Below are 16,600 nucleotides of genomic sequence, written 5' to 3'. Positions count from 1 at the left end.
CAGTCGCCTATGATCGCCCGATCCAGTGCGGAACGCTGGGATTGACGACCGTGGTCGGTGCTTCGGCGCATTCGACGCGGTTGCGACCGTTGGCTTTCGCCGTGTAAAGCGCCTCGTCGGCGCGCTGTATCACGGGCTCCAGCGCCTCACCGGTACCGACGGCCGTGACGCCGAAGCTTGCCGTCACCCGTGCGGCTTCCGGAAGACCGCCGATCTGCTGGGACATGATCGCTGCACGCATGCCATGAGCGACGACGCGCGCTTCCGACAGATCCGTGCAGGGCAGATACACCGCGAACTCTTCACCGCCGAGACGGCCGGCAACGGCGCGGTTCGGCATGACGTCCATCAGCACCCGGGCGAACCGGCGAATGACTTCGTCGCCCGTGAGGTGGCCGTAGGTGTCGTTGACCAGCTTGAAGCGGTCGAGATCGGCAAGGATGAGTGTGCCGGGTGTCTGGGTGGCGCGGGCGTGCAGCAGCGGCATGACCCGCTCGATGAAGCCACGGCGGTTGTAGAGGCCGGAGAGCAGATCGATTTCCGAGCGCGCTTGCGCGTCGTCGACGATTTCCTTGACCATGACGCCGAGCATGGAAAGACCGGCACCGACAATGAGCATCGCACCGAACGCCTGCGAGATGAGCGCGAAGGGGCTGGAAACGTAGTCCTGGGCCGTCGCGCCAGAGCCGGCGACGACCGCAGCATAGATCTTCACGAAGTAATAGGCGGCCGAGAGCGCCAGCAGGCTGAACAGCAGCCAGTCAAAGAAGGTGCGGCGGCCGGAACGCAGGACGACCGATGCCGTCCAGGCCTGGATCACGACAAAGGGCGCCTGGTACGGGATGGCATGCTGCCAGGTGCCTCTGGGCAGGTCGTAGATCGTCAGATCCAGGCAAACGCCGGCAACGAAGAAGGCGCCGAGCAGCGGCAGGCGCACCGGCACCTGATAGAAAAGGCCGAGGCCAAACCGCAGGAGACAGAAGCCGCCGAGTACGCAGGCAAAGGCGCTGATGGCAAAGAGCCGCGGGGTCGCGGAAAAAGGAACGATGGCTTCGCAGACGGCTGCAAGCGAGGCGACGGCAAATCCGGCGGCGCACCAGAGCGCCGCACGCCGCTGCCGGCTCTTTGCGGCAATGATGAGAAATGCGGCTGTGAAGATCTGCGCGATGATGAAATTCACGGCCAGCAGAGAAATCGCACCACCCATCGAAGAACCCGAAACCCTCGTGCGGCACCAAGCCGCTCCTCGCCACCTCCTGTGGCAGCGGCTGAGATCCTAATTCGCTGTTGCGAAAATTTGATTAATCCGTCCGGGTGACGAACTCATGGCGAAACGCGAGATCAACTTTAAGTTTTCGCCGCGCGCCGGCCGCCGCTGACTGGCTGCCGCACGCCCGTCGTTCCCGGATAGGTGAGCGGCAAACCGCGCAAGGAGCGGACGGCGAGATACGCCCAGGCCTCGGCCTCCATCGAATCGCCGTTGAAGCCCACGGCTTCCGCCGCAAGCACCGTCGCGGCCTCTTCCTCGGCAAGTAAAGCGAGGTCGCGCATGATCACCGGATTGAGCCGCCCGCCGCCGCAGACGACATAGGTGGCCGGCCGCTGCGGCAGGTGCCCGGCCGACTTGATGATCGCTGCCGCCGTGACATGGGCTAGCGTGCGGGCACCGTCGGCGAGACCAGCGTCGCTTCCAGCCGGCGGTGCAAAATCGTTCCGGTCCAGCGAGCGGCGTGTGGCCGCGGTGAAGAAGGCATTGGAGAGATAGCGCTCGGCAAGCGCCGGCAGCACCGTTCCCTCGCTGGCGATCATGCCGCCCTGGTCGAAGGGAATGCCCGCATGCGTTTCGACCCACTGGTCGATCAGCGTGTTGCCGGGGCCGCTGTCATAGGCGATGAGCGTCTCGCCTCCGCCGATGAAGGTCAGGTTGGAAATGCCGCCGATGTTGACGAAGACAACCGGGGCTGCAAGGCCGGCCGCGCCACGCGCCAGTGCCGCGTGGTAGGCGGGGATCAGCGGGGCGCCCTGCCCGCCATGTTGCATGTCGTTGGCGCGCATGTCGTAGACGACGTCGATGCCCGTTTCTCCGGCAAGCAGCACACCGTCGCCGATCTGTACCGTCAGAGCCTCGTCGGGGCGATGCAGCACGGTCTGCCCGTGAAAGCCGAGCACGTCGATATCCGCCGCAGACAGGCTGTTCTGCTTGAGGAAGGTCTTGACCGCTTCTGCGTGTCGCAGCGTCAGGTCGCGCTCAAGCGCATCAAGGGCGCCCGGCCTTTGGTCACGTTGCGTGATCGCCTTCGCGTCGACCAGTCCCTGCTTCAAGCGATCGCGAAAACGCGCATCGTAGGGAAAGCCGGCGGATGGACCGCGCTCGACGACGGTCTCCCCATCCGTTCGAAGCAGGGCGACGTCGATGCCATCCATGCTTGTGCCACTCATCAGGCCGATCGCGGTTCTTGTCTGTGTCATGCGGGTCAATATTTCCAGAATCACTTTTGAAGTGATTATGCGCAAAAACAGTGCTAAACGCCCGTTCGTTCAAAAACTCCCCCCGCAAGAGAGACAGATCATGTCCGGTTTCAAGTCCGATTTCCTTCACACCCTCAGCGAGCGTGGCTTCATCCACCAGATCTCCGACGAGACTGGCCTGGACGAACTGTTCCGCAAGGAAACCGTGACGGCCTATATCGGCTTCGACCCGACGGCGCCGAGCCTACATGCCGGCGGCCTGATCCAGATCATGATGCTGCACTGGATGCAGGCGACCGGTCACCGGCCGATCTCGCTGATGGGCGGTGGCACAGGCATGGTCGGCGACCCGTCCTTCAAGGACGAGGCGCGCCAGCTGATGACGCCGGCGACGATCGACGCCAACATCGCCAGCATCAAGACGGTGTTCTCCAACTACCTCAATTACGGCGAGGGCCCGAAGGACGCGTTGATGATCAACAACGCCGACTGGCTGCTTGGCATCAACTACCTCGAATTCCTGCGCGATGTCGGCCGTCACTTCTCGGTCAACCGCATGCTGTCCTTCGACAGCGTCAAGACGCGGCTGGATCGCGAGCAGTCGCTTTCCTTCCTCGAATTCAACTACATGATCCTGCAGGCCTACGACTTCGTCGAGCTGCACAAGCGCACCGGCTGCCGCCTGCAGATGGGCGGCTCGGACCAGTGGGGCAACATCATCAACGGCATCGACCTCGGCCACCGCATGGGCACAGAGCAGCTTTACGCGCTGACCTCGCCGCTTCTGACGACTTCGTCGGGCGCCAAGATGGGCAAGTCGGTCAACGGCGCCATCTGGCTGAACCCGGACATGCTGTCGGCCTACGACTTCTGGCAGTACTGGCGCAACACCGAGGATGCCGACGTCACCCGCTTCCTGAAGCTCTACACGACCCTGCCGATGGCCGAAATCGACCGCCTCTCCAAGCTTGGCGGCTCGGAGATCAACGAGGTCAAGAAGATCCTGGCGACGGAAATCACCGCCATGCTGCACGGCCGTCCGGCCGCCGAGCAGGCCGCCGAGACCGCCCGCAAGACCTTCGAGGAAGGCGCGCTTGCCGCCGACCTGCCGTCGGTCGACATCCCGACCGCCGAACTCGAAGCCGGCCTCGGCCTGCTGACGCTGATCGTGCGCGCAGGCCTTGCCGCCTCCAACGGCGAAGCCCGTCGTCATGTCCAGGGCGGTGCCGTCAGGATCAACGATGAAGCTGTCGGCGACGAGCGCCGGGTCATCGGCACCGGCGACGTGACGGCCGACAATGTCGTGAAGCTGTCGCTTGGCAAGAAGAAACACATTCTGGTGCGCCCGGCCTAAACGGGGCGTCAGCCAAGAATGAGAAAGGCCGGCCCTACAGCGCAGCGCGTCTGTTAAGACGCGCAAAGGTCGCTGTAGAACTTTGAAGTGCTGCATGTTTTGTCCTTAAATCGGCAACGACTTAAGGAACATGCAGTGCGCCGGCTTTTTTATTGGAACTCGAAGATGCTGCGGAAGACGCCCGGCGCGATGATCGACAAGGGGTTGATCGTCAGCTTCGGCTGGTTGAACGGGCCGTTGAGCTTGAAGGTGATTCCGAGCAGGCCACGGTCACGACCATTGCCGAGCAGCACGCCGATCAATGGCAGTTCGCCGAAGATGCGGTTGAGCCCATAGGCCGGCATGAAGGTGCCGGTCATGTCCATGATGCCGTTGTTGTCGCGCACCGTTCCCTGGAAGGTCGCGCCCACATCCGTCCCGCGCAGCACGCCGCCATCGACGCGGATCGCGCCGCGGTCGAGCGCCAGTTGCGCGAAGCCGCGTTCGAAGCGGGCCGAACTCACGTCAATGTCGCGGCGCACGGCCTGGTTGAGGCTTCGGCCGTCGGCACCGGTTGGCGTCGACACCATCGATTGCAGGCGCTGTTCGCCAACGAGCTGGAACTTGCGGATATCGACGCTGCCGCGCCACGAACGGCCGCCGCGATCGCGCAGTTTCAGATTGAGCAGGCCGCCGCGCATGTTCTGATAGATATCGGCAAACCGGGCCAGCGCGCCGGCATCGCCCGTGGTCAGTTCCAGCGTGTTGTCGGCGCCGGCCTTGGCGAGCCGGGCAACCAGCGCCTGGCCGCTGCTCGTGACAGCCGAGAGGTTGACGTCCTCGATCTGGCGTCCGCGTTCGCCGTAGACGAGATTGACGTTCGACAGCGATTCGCCGTTGAAGCCGGTGACACGACCAAGCTGAGCCTTGATGGCAATGTCGTCGCCACCACCCTGGTTCTGGTCGCTTCCGGTCTTCAATTGCGCCAGGATCGGCCTGATATCGGCTGCAGCTCCGGAGAGCGACGCCGTGTAGCCGCCCCTGTTGCGGTCGACGGAGACCTTGAAGTCGTCACCCTGCGCCAAGCGGACATTGTCGAGATCCGCAGAGAGAAGACCGCCATCGTCGATCTGCAGTTTGCCGCGCGCACCGAAGCCGTCGCCGGCAAGCGCGAAATTGCTGATCGTTGCGATCTTGCCGTCCATCGAGGACATGAACTGCGCCTCGGCCGGGATCCCGACGCCCTTGCTCCAGCCGATCCAGGGAAGTGAGAGCTGGGCTTTCGTGAGGTCGATCTCTGCCGTCTGCCGGCTCGCCTCGTCTATTGCAACGTCAATCGTGATCGGCCCGGAAACGATCCGAGAAAGACCCGGTATCAGTTTCTGCCAGACACCCTGCTCCAGCGAGCCCGAAATCTCGCGCGAGCGCTTGACGGTCGAACCGGAATCGACCGGTTCCGTCAGCGCGACCTTGACCTTAGCGCCTTCGATGCGGGCATCCGCATCGAGGACCGCCTGCTGATTATCGACCCGGAATGTGCCGACGAGATCCTCCACTGCGCGCCCGAACATGGCCTTCTGGACGGTGACCTTATCGAGCTGCATCTGTACCTGATAGAGCGGCTTCGGCGGCTTCTGATCCGAGATCAGGCCGAAACGGGCGCCCACGACAGCCGTCAAGGGGCCGCTGAAATCTTCCGGCAGCAGGGGGGTCTTTTGCAGCGCCTGGATCGGCTTGTAGCTGACGAGCTCGGCGATCGCATCGGCGTTGCCGCCGACCTCGATCTTCATCTCCGCCATCAGCGGTTTCGTATAGACGTCGGGCAGGATGAAGTCGCCGCCGTTGAGCGCGACCGAGCGTCCCGACGGGAAGAAGGCGGTCCCCTTCTCGATCTCCGCCGTCATCCGCTGGCCGCTCAACTTGAACTTGCCTGAGGTGTCGCGCAGCGGCGGTATCTCGCCGGTAATGTTGATGCGCGTGTCGTCGATGTCGAAATTGATATTGAGCTCCTGCTCGTCGAGCTTGAGCTCGCCTTCATTGTTGGCGATCCGGCCCTCTGCGACCGACACTTCGATGCGGGCATTGGTAACCGTGCCGCCGAAGAGGTTGGCGATCGCCCAGCGGCGCGCGCCCTTGGCGAGCCACCACGGCCACAATTGCTTGACGGCGGTCGCCTCCATGCGATCGCTGACAGAAGCGAAGCTGATCTGTGGCGAGGTCTTGCCGAAGGCGACGGAAAGCGAACCGAACATCGAACCGAGCGGGGTCGACACGGCGAGCTGGTCGAAGATCAACTGGCGCTTGTCCGACACGAAGCGGCCATTTGCCTTGGCATCGAAGATCAGCGGCGCGTCAGCGACGTCTTCCGGGGCGGAGCTTGCATTCTTGAGCAGGAGATCAATGGCAAACCCGGTCTCCGTTGTGCCGGCAATCTTGTCGAGGTCGATGATCGCCCCGGTGAACGGAAAGATCGAACGGCCGATCTTGACCGACGACGGCAGGATCTCGACGGACGAGCGCTCGAAGTCGTAGGCGACGTCCATTTGCGAGGCATTGAGGGTCGAGATGAGGTTGCCTGCGTGGAACTCGCCCTTGGACGTGCGCACCGTTACGCGCAGATCCGGTTTCGCGTTGCCGGCGGCCCGCGTCGCCTTCAGCGACAGACCGGCCGACGCGACGACGCCGAAGGGCGGCTCCGAACCAACCTTGCCATGGTAGAAGAAGGGCGCGAGCGGCAGATTGGTGACCGACGCCTCGAAGCCGGTCATGTGTCCCTTGTCGCCGAGGGCGTCGGCGCTGAGTTCGACGTCCACCCCATCGACGGTGACGCTGCCCTTGACGCTCATCGACCCGCCAGAATCGCGGTTGAACTCCAGCGCCTTGGCGACGATGGGCACGATGCGATCGCGGGAGCCGATGACGGAGAAACTGAAATCCGAGAGCGTGACCTTCTGGCTGCCGCGGCCGGCTGCCATCTGCGACATGCGATCGACGTGCGAGAAGATTGCTTCGAGTGCATCGCCGACGTCGGCAATGCGAATCTTGGTCAGATCGAGCGGCTCGCCGCGCGGCAGCAACCCGGTATCGAAGTCGCCGCCTTCCGCCTCAAGATTGGAGACGGCGATGCGGCCGGTCATCAGCGCCAGCGGGTCGAGCGCGATCGAGATCGCACGCAGCTTGGCAACCGGCTGGCCGGAGGAGGCTTCGCTGAGCGCCACTTCGCGGGCCCTCAGCGCAATCGCGCCGCCTGCGGTCATGCGCACGACGGTGCTGCCGACCTCGGCGCGATAGGTGTCGCCGAGTGCTGCATTGAGTGCGGTGCGGGCGCGCGCATTGAGCGTGCTGTCCATCATTCCGCTTTCGATGACGACGATGAGGATTGCGGCGATGGAAAGCGCGAGCAGCGATATCAGCAGTGCGATCTTGGCGCAGACGCGCGCGGCTCTGTTCTTGCGCGGCGCGTGCACGATCATGGGTTCGTGCGCCTGCGCTGAAGGCAACGCATGCAACGCGACGATGTCTTTCTTGCGAAAGCCGACTTTTTCGCCGCGGATCTCACTCATCAGCGCGGACGTCCTCCGTTCGATACGAGCTTCGTCGCCACCCTTCGTCTCTCACGGTACGGGGCGACCACTTCTCGCTTCTGTAGACCACATGTCATCGTGCCGAGTCACCAAGGGACGCGGGACCATGCTGTGGACAGCGACCACCTGCGATGGAATTCGCGCGCGCAGGCGATTGCAACGTTTCGTAGCGGCCCATGCCGTCCGAAACCTGTCGAATCTAGCACAAATGCGCTGGACGGCGGTCGACGATTTTCGCTATGCCCAAGAGCATCGCGTGCCCTGTGGCGCGCAAATGGCGCTCGACTACCTTGAGCACTGCACGTTTTGCCCTCTGGTCGGCAAAGACCAATGAAAACATGCAGTAGTGCGCGATTGTCTGCAAAACTTGGCGGAAGGAAGGTTTAATCATGGCAAGACCCGCTCCCGGAGATGTCGCTCCCGACTTCACCCTGCCGCGTGACGGCGGCGGTACGGTTTCGCTCTCGGCCCTGCGCGGCCGTCCGGTCGTTCTGTTCTTTTATCCGAAGGACGACACGCAGGCCTGCACGCTCGAGGCGATCTCGTTTTCGGAGCTGGCCGACGAATTCGCCGCAGCCGGCATCGCCCTGATCGGGCTTTCGCCCGATTCGGTGAAGAAGCACGACCGCTTCGCCAAGAAGCACAACCTGACGGTGCCGCTTGCCGCCGACGAGGAGAAGGCAGTGGTCGAAGCCTATGGCGTCTGGGTCGAGAAGATGATGTACGGGCGCAAATATATGGGCGTCGAGCGCAGCACCTTCCTGATCGGCGCCGACGGTGTCGTCGTCAAGGTCTGGGAAAAGGTGAAGGTGGACGGTCACGCCCGCGAGGTCCTCGACGCCGCAAAGGCGATCTGAGGCCGCCGATGAGCGAGTTGCCCGTGTTTCACAGCCTGCGGGGCGGCGCCGTCGAAGCGATCCGCGCCGCGGACCTCGAGGTCAAGACGGCGCTTGCGCAGGAAGCGGCGCGTCGCTGGCAGCGCCGCACGCTGTCGCTGCGCTCGCCGCTCGACCGGCCGGTGCCGGTACGCCCGGGCCGGCCCGACAAGCCGGTGCTGACGCCACCGACCCAGGTCAAACGACGGTCCCTCGGTTCGCTCAAGGGCCGAATCGCCCTCCTCCACTCGATCGCCCATATCGAGTTGAACGCCGTCGATCTCGCCCTTGATATCGTCGCCCGCTTTGCGACCGAGCCGGTGCCCAATTCCTTCTTCGACGGCTGGATGCGCGTCGCCTTCGAAGAGGCGAAACACTTCCGCATGGTCCGTCAGCGGCTGAACGACCTCGGCGCCGACTATGGTGACCTGCCCGCCCATGACGGCCTCTGGCAGGCGGCGCACGATACGCGCAACGACCTGACGGCGCGGCTCGCCGTCGTGCCGCTCATTCTCGAAGCGCGCGGTCTCGATGTGACGCCGGCGCTGCAGGCCAAGATGCGCGAAACCGGCGACTTCGAGAGCGCTGCCGTGCTCGATGTCATCTATGAGGACGAGAAGGGCCACGTCGCCGTTGGCGCCAAATGGTTCCGTTTTCTCTGCGCCCGCGAGAAGAAGGACCCGGCGGCGACCTTCCAGGCGCTGGTGCGCGCCAATTTCCGCGGTCCCCTGAAAGCGCCGTTCAACGACATCGCCCGCGCCGAGGCCGGCCTGACGCCGTCCTTCTACCGCTCGATGACCGCTTCGACCAATCGATAGCGGCCATCACCTTCCCGCAATCTTGCTTACCGATTGTTAACCCTAACAAAGTGTAATGATCCCCAGGTGATGCGAGGCAACGCGCACATGGCGGGAGAGAACGGGTGTCTGGACATCAGGCAAATCGTACCTTTGGAAAACGCAAGCAGAATCACGTCCTGATCCTGGCCAGCGGCGACAAGGTCCGGCACATGACCGTGCGTCCGTGGATGGCGGCGATCGCCGTCTCCTTTGCCGGCGTCTGCAGCATCGGCTATCTCGCGGCCACCTCCTACCTGGTTTTGCGCGACGACCTGATCGGCGGCACGATTGCCCGCCAGGCGCGCATGCAGCACGAATACGAGGATCGGATCACGGCGCTACGCGCGCAGGTGGATCGGGTCACCAGCCGTCAACTGCTTGACCAGCAGGTGGTCGAGGAAAAGGTCGAGAAGCTGCTGCGCCAGCAGATGGCGCTGACCTCGCGCAACGGGAAGCTCGGCGCCCTGGTCGAAAGAGCCGAAAATTCCGGCGTGACGACCGCAACCGACGCGCCCGCGGCCGTCGAGCCGCTTGCCTATGACAAACGCGCCGACGCGAGCGGCAGCGGTGGTGTGAAGGCAATCGAGAAGCTGATGGGGCTGAACGTTGCGCCGGTCGGTGCCGCGGCCGTCCCTGCCCTCGCCTATGCGGCACCCGATGCCGGCGAATCAAGTTCCGACCGGGCTGACCGGATTTTTTCGAAAGTCACGCTCTCGCTGAAGGATGTCGAGCGCGAGCAGATGGCGCGGGTCCAGCAGTTGACGGACGGCGCGGCGAAGACGTCGGGTGCGATTCGCTCGATCGTCGGGCGCGCCGGTGTCGACCTGCCCGCCGACGATGTCGCCGAGATGATCCCGGTCAATGACATATCCACGTCCGCCGACACCGCGATCGGCGGCCCCTTCGTCGAACCCGTGAACGATGACGATTTCGGCCGTTCGCTTGCAGCACTCGATACCGCGCTCCTGGAACTCGACCGCACGCGCGCCGAGGTTCGCAAGCTGCCCTTCGGCAATCCCTCGCCGGCCAGCGACATCACCAGCGATTTCGGCAACCGGCTTGATCCGTTTCTCGGGCGCCTCGCGCTGCATGCCGGCATCGACTTTCGCGCGACGGTCGGCACCCGCATCCGCTCGGCAGCGCCTGGAACGGTGACCAATGCGGGGCTGACCGGCGGCTATGGAAACATGGTCGAAATCGACCACGGCAATGGTGTGGCGACGCGCTACGCCCATCTTTCGACGGTGCTGGTAAAGGCCGGCGACCAGGTGAAGGCTGGCGAAGTCATTGCCAAGTCCGGCAACACCGGGCGCTCCACCGGGCCGCACCTCCACTATGAAATCCGGCTGAACGGCGAGGCCGTGGATCCCATGCGGTTTCTGGATGCGAGCACCAAGCTTGCGAGCTATATGAACTGACGCTGCCGCGCGGTTCTGCTTGACAAGAAATGCGACAGATTCGCCACTATTTACCTTTTACTGCTTCAACGTGCTGGATTTCTTGACTTTCAGTGGCGTTCAGCTTAAGAGCGCGGCCACGTGCTCGTGCGTTTTCCATCGATCGATCAGTGTTCTATTGAACCGGAACGGAAACAGATTTCCCTTTGACCAATTTTGCTGACCTTGGCCTGAGCCAAAAAGTTCTCTCCGCTGTCACCGATGCGGGCTACACAATCCCGACCCCGATCCAGGCTGGCGCCATCCCGCCGGCGCTGCAGCGTCGTGACATTCTGGGCATTGCCCAGACGGGTACCGGCAAGACCGCTTCGTTCGTGCTGCCGATGCTGACGCTGCTCGAAAAGGGCCGCGCCCGTGCGCGCATGCCGCGCACGCTCATTCTGGAGCCGACGCGCGAACTCGCTGCACAGGTCGCAGAGAACTTCGACAAGTATGGCAAGAACCACAAGCTCAACATCGCGCTTCTGATCGGCGGCGTGTCGTTCGACGAGCAGGACCGCAAGCTTGAGCGTGGCGCTGACGTGTTGATCTGCACGCCCGGCCGCCTGCTCGACCACTTCGAGCGCGGCAAGCTCTTGATGACCGGCGTAGAAATCCTGGTGATCGACGAAGCCGACCGCATGCTCGACATGGGCTTCATTCCCGATATCGAGCGGATCGCCAAGCTGATCCCGTTCACGCGCCAGACCCTGTTCTTCTCGGCGACCATGCCGCCGGAAATCCAGAAGCTTGCCGATCGCTTCCTGCAGAACCCGGAGCGCGTCGAAGTTGCCCGCCCGTCTTCGACGGCGCAGACCGTAACGCAGCGCTTCGTCGCAGCGCACGCCAAGGACTACGAAAAGCGCGCAGTGCTGCGCGACCTGATTCGTGCCCAGGACGAGCTGAAGAACGCGATCATCTTCTGCAACCGCAAGAAGGACGTCGCCGACCTCTTCCGTTCGCTCGACCGTCACGGCTTCTCCGTCGGCGCTCTGCATGGCGACATGGACCAACGCTCGCGCATGACGATGCTGGCCAACTTCAAGGACGGCAACATCAAGCTGCTCGTCGCCTCGGACGTTGCTGCTCGCGGTCTCGACATCCCCGATGTCAGCCACGTCTTCAACTTCGACGTTCCGATCCACGCGGAAGACTACGTCCACCGCATCGGCCGTACCGGCCGTGCCGGTCGCTCGGGCGCTTCCTTCACGCTGGTGACCAAGCGCGACACGAAATTCTCCGACGCCATTGAAAAGCTGATCGGCCAGAAGGTCGAATGGCTGAACGGCGACCTTTCCAATCTGCCTGAGCCGATGGAAAGCCACGACACCGGCCGCCGCGAACGCGGCCGTGATGGCCGCAAGGACCGGAAAAAAGATGGGGATCGCGGCTCGAGGGGCCGTTCCGATCATAAATCCGATACCGTGCGCGCCGATAGTGAGGCCGAAATTGAAACAGTCGTGGAAAGGGCGGAATCGGTGAAACCGGCACGCAGCGCAGAGAACAAGCAGGCACAGAACAATCGTGGCGATCGTCCGGTGCGTGCATCGAACCCTGCCAACGACGACAATCGCGACCGCCGCAACCGCCACCGCCGCGACTATGACGACGGCCCGACGCCGGTCGGTTTCGGCGACGAAATCCCCGCCTTCATGCTGATTGCCGGCAAGGCCTGATCCGAACGGATGGGCCAGCCAGGCATCGATTTTCCGGGCTTCGGCTGCGGACTTGTCGTCGTGCGCGATGGCAAGATCCTGCTTTACAGGCGCTTGAAGGCGCCTGAGGCCGGTTACTGGAACATCGTCGGCGGCAAGGTCGACCACATGGAGCGCTCGGAAGCTGCGGCCCGACGCGAGGCCGAAGAAGAAAGCGGCCTCAAGATCCGGTCGAGCGAATTCCTCTGCCTGAGCGAACAGGTGATCGAAGCCGATCGCCAGCACTGGATCTCGATGATCTATGTGACCCGGGATTTCTCCGGCGAGCCGCAACTCGTCGAGCCGGACAAGCTTTCCGAATTCGGTTGGTTCAGCCTCGACGCCCTGCCCCAACCGCTGTCGCGTTTTACCGCCGACGCTGCTGAAGCCTTGCGCAAGCAGGAACACGACGTCGCCGCATAGCTTGGCGGCGATCGGCCAAATCGCTGCCGGCGTTCATCGGGCGCGTCTCATTCCGCAATTTTTCGGGTGCCGCTGTCGGAGGAACAACCGTCTTCCGAACGCAATGCCTAGTGGCGTGTGACGCCGGAAGCGAAAATCCTCTGCAAAAACGGGTCGACCACCCTTTGTGATTCGTCACGCGGGATACGGTGCCCGCAGTCGAATACCTTGAGATCGACGGGCACATCGGCGTCGGACAAGGCTTCGTAAAACGCCTCTGCCTGGGAAACGGGCGCGCGGTCATCATGCCGTCCGTGCAGAAGCAGGATCTCTGACCTGATACTACCAACATGATGCAAGGCGGAGCGAGCCTTGAAGACTTCACTGGAAAGCCCGGCCTCCCGTTCTATCGCCTTTCGGATCTCCATAGGGGCGTTGTCGAAAACGCTTTTGAGATCATAGACGCCGCTTGCCAGAACGACGGCACGAAGGTGGGATAGCTGTGCTGCGACCATAGCCGCAGCGACCGCGCCGCGGCTGTTTCCATAGAGAACGATTCGGTCCGGATCGATTGCCAGTTGCTCTCTCAGAAAGGCGACGGCAGCAATGATGGCTTGCTGCGTTCGGGGGCCACAGAAATCCGCAGGCCCGTCCGTGTCGCCGAACCCTGGCTGGAAAACCGCCGCCGTCACAATGTTCAGTCGGGACGAAAACCGCGTGAGAGCACCACTGTCGACAAATTCGCTTGCGCCGAGACGACGTCCGCCCTGGTTGCCATGGACAAGCAGAAGCGCACCCGTTGGCGCGGTTCCGATGGCAGACGCCTGGAACAGTTCAACGGCCGTTCCGTCACCTTGCGGGATCATGTGTCGTGTGACTGGCATCGCTGGATCCGGCCGACGTCACTTAGGCGCGCGGGTGGGCGGCGCGGTGATCTGTATTTCATCTGAGGCCACGCATATGTTGGGCGGCCTACTTCCGGGAGCGTTGCGCTGCCTCATAGGCAAGCCGCACCCAGCGCGCCATCTCGTCCGGATCGTCGAATGCGTCGTCCGGAATGCTCCAATAGGGCAAATTCACCGGCTTGCCCTTGCCGTCATAGGCCCATTGCCGCGAACCGGCTGCCTCGAGCGCGGGCGCTGTTTGTTCGTCGCCCTTGAGCAGGATTTCGCCGTCGACCTCAAGGGCGAAGATCACGCCCTCGCAGTAGATGCCCTTGCCGCCGAACATCCGCTTGATGGTCACCGGCCCGAGGACTTCGAACATCTCTTCGATTGCGGCATTATCCACGCGTCTGTTCCTCCAATATACCGCCAGCGGCGACGATCTGTTCCGGCGTATCGAGATCGAGGCGCGCCGCGGCGCCGAGTTCGACATCGATGACCGGCAGGCCGCTCTTTTCGATGATGTGCCTTGCGCCAACGTCTCCGAGCAACTGCCGGATCGCCGAAAATGTCTGACGCGGCAGGATCACCGGATTGCCGCGCTGCCCGCCGGCGGTCGCCCGGATGATCGAGCGGCCGCCCTCGGTGACGAAACGCTCGATGAGCCTGCGCAGGTCGTCGCCGGTAATCCCGGGCATGTCCGCCAACATGACCAGCATGCCGGCTGCCCGCGTCCCAATTGCCGAAAGCCCCGCCGTTAGCGAGGCGGCCATGCCCGAGATGTAGTCGGGGTTGGAGACGAATGTCACCGGCAGCCCTTGCAGCGCGTGGCGGATGTCGGCCTCGCGGTGGCCGGTCACAACGCTGACCCTGCCCGGCGCGGCCGTGAGCGCGGCTTCGACGCTGCGGCGCACGAGCGGCACGCCGTCGAAGGTGGCGAGAAGTTTGTGTCCGCCGTCCGCGCCCATACGGCTGGCCCGGCCAGCGGCCAGAACGACGACAGAAACCGAGGGCAATGACAACTCCGTTGCAGTATCGCGCGGCTGCGGCCGGGTCGGGATTTCGCTCAGGAGACCGCCGACCCCCAGGCCGGTAATATCGTCGAAGCTCGGCCACTCGCCGGCAAGGATGCGGTCGAGGATCCAGTCGAAGCCGTTCTCGCGCGGGCTGCGGGCGCAGCCGGGCGCACCGATCACCGGCGTCTCGCCGACCCGGCCGAGAACGAGAAGATTGCCGGGATCAACAGGCATTCCGACGTGATCGACCACGCCGCCGGCTCGCCGGATTGCTGCGGGAATGACGTCGTCGGGATCGGCAACCGCCGACGCGCCGAAGACGACAAGCAGGTCGTGCGTTTCTCGCATTTCGGCGATCGCCGTCGCAACGGCGGCCTCGCTGTGCGCGACGCGCCGTTCTGTGAGGAGTTCACTTCCGGCCTGTCGCAGCCGCGCCGCCAGAATGGCATGTGTCTTGTCCATGACCTGCGGTTTGAGGTTCGGCAACTCCGTTGCTATCAATGCCGAGCGCCGCGCCACGAACGGCTTGACCTCGAAGGCGCGATGGTCGCGCAGCAGCCTTTCCGCCTGCTCGACGAAGGCGCCGGCGACCGCAAGCGGGATGATCTTGATCGTCGCGACCATATCGCCGGGCTGCACCGGCGCATGGTCGGGGAGACAGGCGAAGGTGATGGACGGATCTATGCGGTTCAACCGATCGACGATTTCGCGGCTCGCAACGAAGAGACCGGCGACCTCGGAATAGACATTGACGCGGCCGGTCGCAGCCCGCGAGAACCGGAGATGATCGGGGGCGATGGCCGTGGCAATGCGCGTGGCCGCCTCGTCTTCCGGGAAATCGCCGGCATCAAGCCGCGCGACCACAACCGTATCGACGCCGGTGGCGATCAAAGCGGCGATGTCGGCGGCCGTGAGCCGGTGCCCCTTCGGCAGCCTGAGATCGCCGGCCTTCACCGCATGCGCGAGCATGGCGCCCTCTGCTTCCGCGACCTTGATCGGTCCGAACCTCATGCTCCACTCCCCGCGGCGCCAACGTCACGCCGTCGCAGCGCCTCGATGATTTCGGCGAGGATCGCAACCGCGATTTCGGCCGGACTTGCTGCGCCGATATCGAGACCGATCGGCGCTCGGATGCGAGCCATATCGGCATCGGCGACCCCCGCATGTCGCAGCCTTTCGATCCGCGTGGCGTGGGTCTTGCGGCTGCCGAGCGCACCGACATAGAAGCAACCGGCCGACAATGCCGCCTGGATCGGTCCGTCGTCGATCTTCGGGTCGTGCGTCACGGCGGCAAGGGCTGTGAAGCGGTCGAGCGGTCTGAGTTTCAGGGCGTCCTCCGGCCATTCGGCGATGAGGTCGACACCGGCAAAACGTTCCGGCGTGGCGAAGGCCGTGCGCGGATCGATGATGGTCATGTCGAAACCGGCAACGGGCGCAAGCTGCGCCAGGGCCTGCGAAATGTGCACTGCACCGATGACGATGATGCGCGGCGGCGGCAGATAGACGTTGAGGAAGAATGCGCCCTGCCCGGTCTCGACGATGCCGGCCCGGCCGGATTGCAGCGCACGGGCAACGGCTTCGCGCCAGGGGTCGGGACAGTCGTCGCCTTCGAGGTGGACGCGGACGTCGCCCGCAAGATCGTTGACGGTGACGGCGGCACGGCGGGCCGCGCGCGCAAGGTTGAGTGTTTCCAGGATCGCCCGTTCCATTGTCAGCCGTTTACCCGCTCCACGAGGACCCGGATCCTGCCGCCGCAGGAAAGCCCGACGCGCCAGGCGGTCTCGTCCGCGACGCCGAATTCGAGTATTTTCGCAGCACCCGAGACGATCACGTCGGTTGCCTCGGTGATGACGGCGCCCTCGACGCACCCACCCGAAACCGAGCCCTGAAAATTGCCGTCGCCATCGATCACCAGATGGCTGCCAACCGGCCGTGGTGCCGAGCCCCAGGTCTCGATCACCGTTGCGATCGCCACCCGGCGTCCTTGCTTCAGCCAGGCCTCGGCGATATCGAGGGGATCGAGAACATTGCCTGCCTGCCCCATGCCTGCCACCTCCCATCAATGCCG

General features: G+C 63.8%; 15 protein-coding genes. 7 read left to right on the top strand and 8 right to left on the bottom strand.

Translation table 11 applies throughout. The annotated features are described in order from the left end of the window. Positions 1-7: 7 nt before the first annotated feature. Together M2267_RS09770 and M2267_RS09765 are read right to left on the bottom strand one after the other, a co-directional pair. Complete coding sequence (locus M2267_RS09770; RefSeq protein ID WP_429114278.1) at positions 8-1,207, bottom strand: diguanylate cyclase; 1,200 nt, start codon at positions 1,205-1,207, stop codon at positions 8-10. Between the two features lie 140 nt (positions 1,208-1,347). Next, complete coding sequence (locus M2267_RS09765; protein WP_429114276.1) at positions 1,348-2,469, bottom strand: anhydro-N-acetylmuramic acid kinase; 1,122 nt, start codon at positions 2,467-2,469, stop codon at positions 1,348-1,350. Positions 2,470-2,569: 100 nt separating this feature from the next. On the opposite strand from M2267_RS09765, the gene tyrS reads away from it, so the two are divergent. Next, the gene (gene tyrS, locus M2267_RS09760; protein WP_429114274.1) at positions 2,570-3,823 is read left to right on the top strand and encodes a tyrosine--tRNA ligase; all 1,254 of its coding nucleotides are present in this window, start codon (positions 2,570-2,572) and stop codon (positions 3,821-3,823) included. 149 nt (positions 3,824-3,972) lie between these two features. Here tyrS and M2267_RS09755 read toward each other — a convergent pair whose 3' ends face one another. Beyond that, positions 3,973-7,365, bottom strand: coding sequence for a DUF3971 domain-containing protein (locus tag M2267_RS09755; RefSeq protein WP_429114272.1), 3,393 nt, complete (start codon positions 7,363-7,365; stop codon positions 3,973-3,975). A gap of 127 nt (positions 7,366-7,492) precedes the next feature. On the opposite strand from M2267_RS09755, the gene M2267_RS09750 reads away from it, so the two are divergent. The 6 genes from M2267_RS09750 (at position 7,493) to M2267_RS09725 (ending at position 12,653) form a co-directional block, all read left to right on the top strand. Then, positions 7,493-7,720: a hypothetical protein gene (locus tag M2267_RS09750; protein WP_429114270.1), complete on the top strand. Its 228-nt coding sequence runs from the start codon at positions 7,493-7,495 to the stop codon at positions 7,718-7,720. Positions 7,721-7,775: 55 nt separating this feature from the next. Further along, complete coding sequence (locus M2267_RS09745; protein ID WP_205238748.1) at positions 7,776-8,243, top strand: peroxiredoxin; 468 nt, start codon at positions 7,776-7,778, stop codon at positions 8,241-8,243. A gap of 8 nt (positions 8,244-8,251) precedes the next feature. Beyond that, on the top strand, positions 8,252-9,079 hold the full coding sequence (locus M2267_RS09740) for a ferritin-like domain-containing protein (protein ID WP_043614454.1): 828 nt from the start codon (positions 8,252-8,254) through the stop codon (positions 9,077-9,079). 104 nt (positions 9,080-9,183) lie between these two features. Continuing rightward, positions 9,184-10,518: a M23 family metallopeptidase gene (locus M2267_RS09735; protein ID WP_429114269.1), complete on the top strand. Its 1,335-nt coding sequence runs from the start codon at positions 9,184-9,186 to the stop codon at positions 10,516-10,518. A 185-nt stretch (positions 10,519-10,703) separates the two neighbouring features. Then, positions 10,704-12,212, top strand: a complete 1,509-nt coding sequence (locus M2267_RS09730; protein ID WP_043614459.1) for a DEAD/DEAH box helicase — start codon at positions 10,704-10,706, stop codon at positions 12,210-12,212. 9 nt (positions 12,213-12,221) lie between these two features. Then, complete coding sequence (locus M2267_RS09725) at positions 12,222-12,653, top strand: NUDIX domain-containing protein (RefSeq protein WP_429114267.1); 432 nt, start codon at positions 12,222-12,224, stop codon at positions 12,651-12,653. 107 nt (positions 12,654-12,760) lie between these two features. Here M2267_RS09725 and M2267_RS09720 read toward each other — a convergent pair whose 3' ends face one another. From M2267_RS09720 to M2267_RS09700, 5 genes are all read right to left on the bottom strand, one after another. Next, positions 12,761-13,516 carry an alpha/beta hydrolase family protein gene (locus M2267_RS09720; protein WP_429114265.1) on the bottom strand — a complete coding sequence of 252 codons (756 nt, stop codon included), beginning with the start codon at positions 13,514-13,516 and terminating at the stop codon, positions 12,761-12,763. Positions 13,517-13,604: 88 nt separating this feature from the next. Further along, a complete protein-coding gene (locus M2267_RS09715; RefSeq protein WP_429114263.1) occupies positions 13,605-13,922 on the bottom strand; it encodes a TfoX/Sxy family protein in 318 nt (105 codons plus the stop codon). After that, a complete protein-coding gene (locus M2267_RS09710; protein ID WP_429114262.1) occupies positions 13,915-15,543 on the bottom strand; it encodes an NTP transferase domain-containing protein in 1,629 nt (542 codons plus the stop codon). The genes M2267_RS09715 and M2267_RS09710 overlap by 8 nt, the downstream gene beginning before the upstream one ends. Beyond that, on the bottom strand, positions 15,540-16,241 hold the full coding sequence (locus M2267_RS09705; protein ID WP_429114260.1) for an XdhC family protein: 702 nt from the start codon (positions 16,239-16,241) through the stop codon (positions 15,540-15,542). Before M2267_RS09705 ends, M2267_RS09710 begins: the two co-directional genes overlap by 4 nt. A 2-nt stretch (positions 16,242-16,243) precedes the next feature. Continuing rightward, positions 16,244-16,576, bottom strand: coding sequence for an XdhC family protein (locus M2267_RS09700; protein WP_429114259.1), 333 nt, complete (start codon positions 16,574-16,576; stop codon positions 16,244-16,246). Positions 16,577-16,600: the final 24 nt, after the last annotated feature.

Origin of the sequence: Ensifer sp. KUDG1, assembly GCF_050434285.1 — a bacterium.
GTDB lineage: Bacteria > Pseudomonadota > Alphaproteobacteria > Rhizobiales > Rhizobiaceae > Ensifer.
Note: the sequence above shows the minus strand (reverse complement) of the source record. Positions and strands in the feature narration are given on the sequence as shown.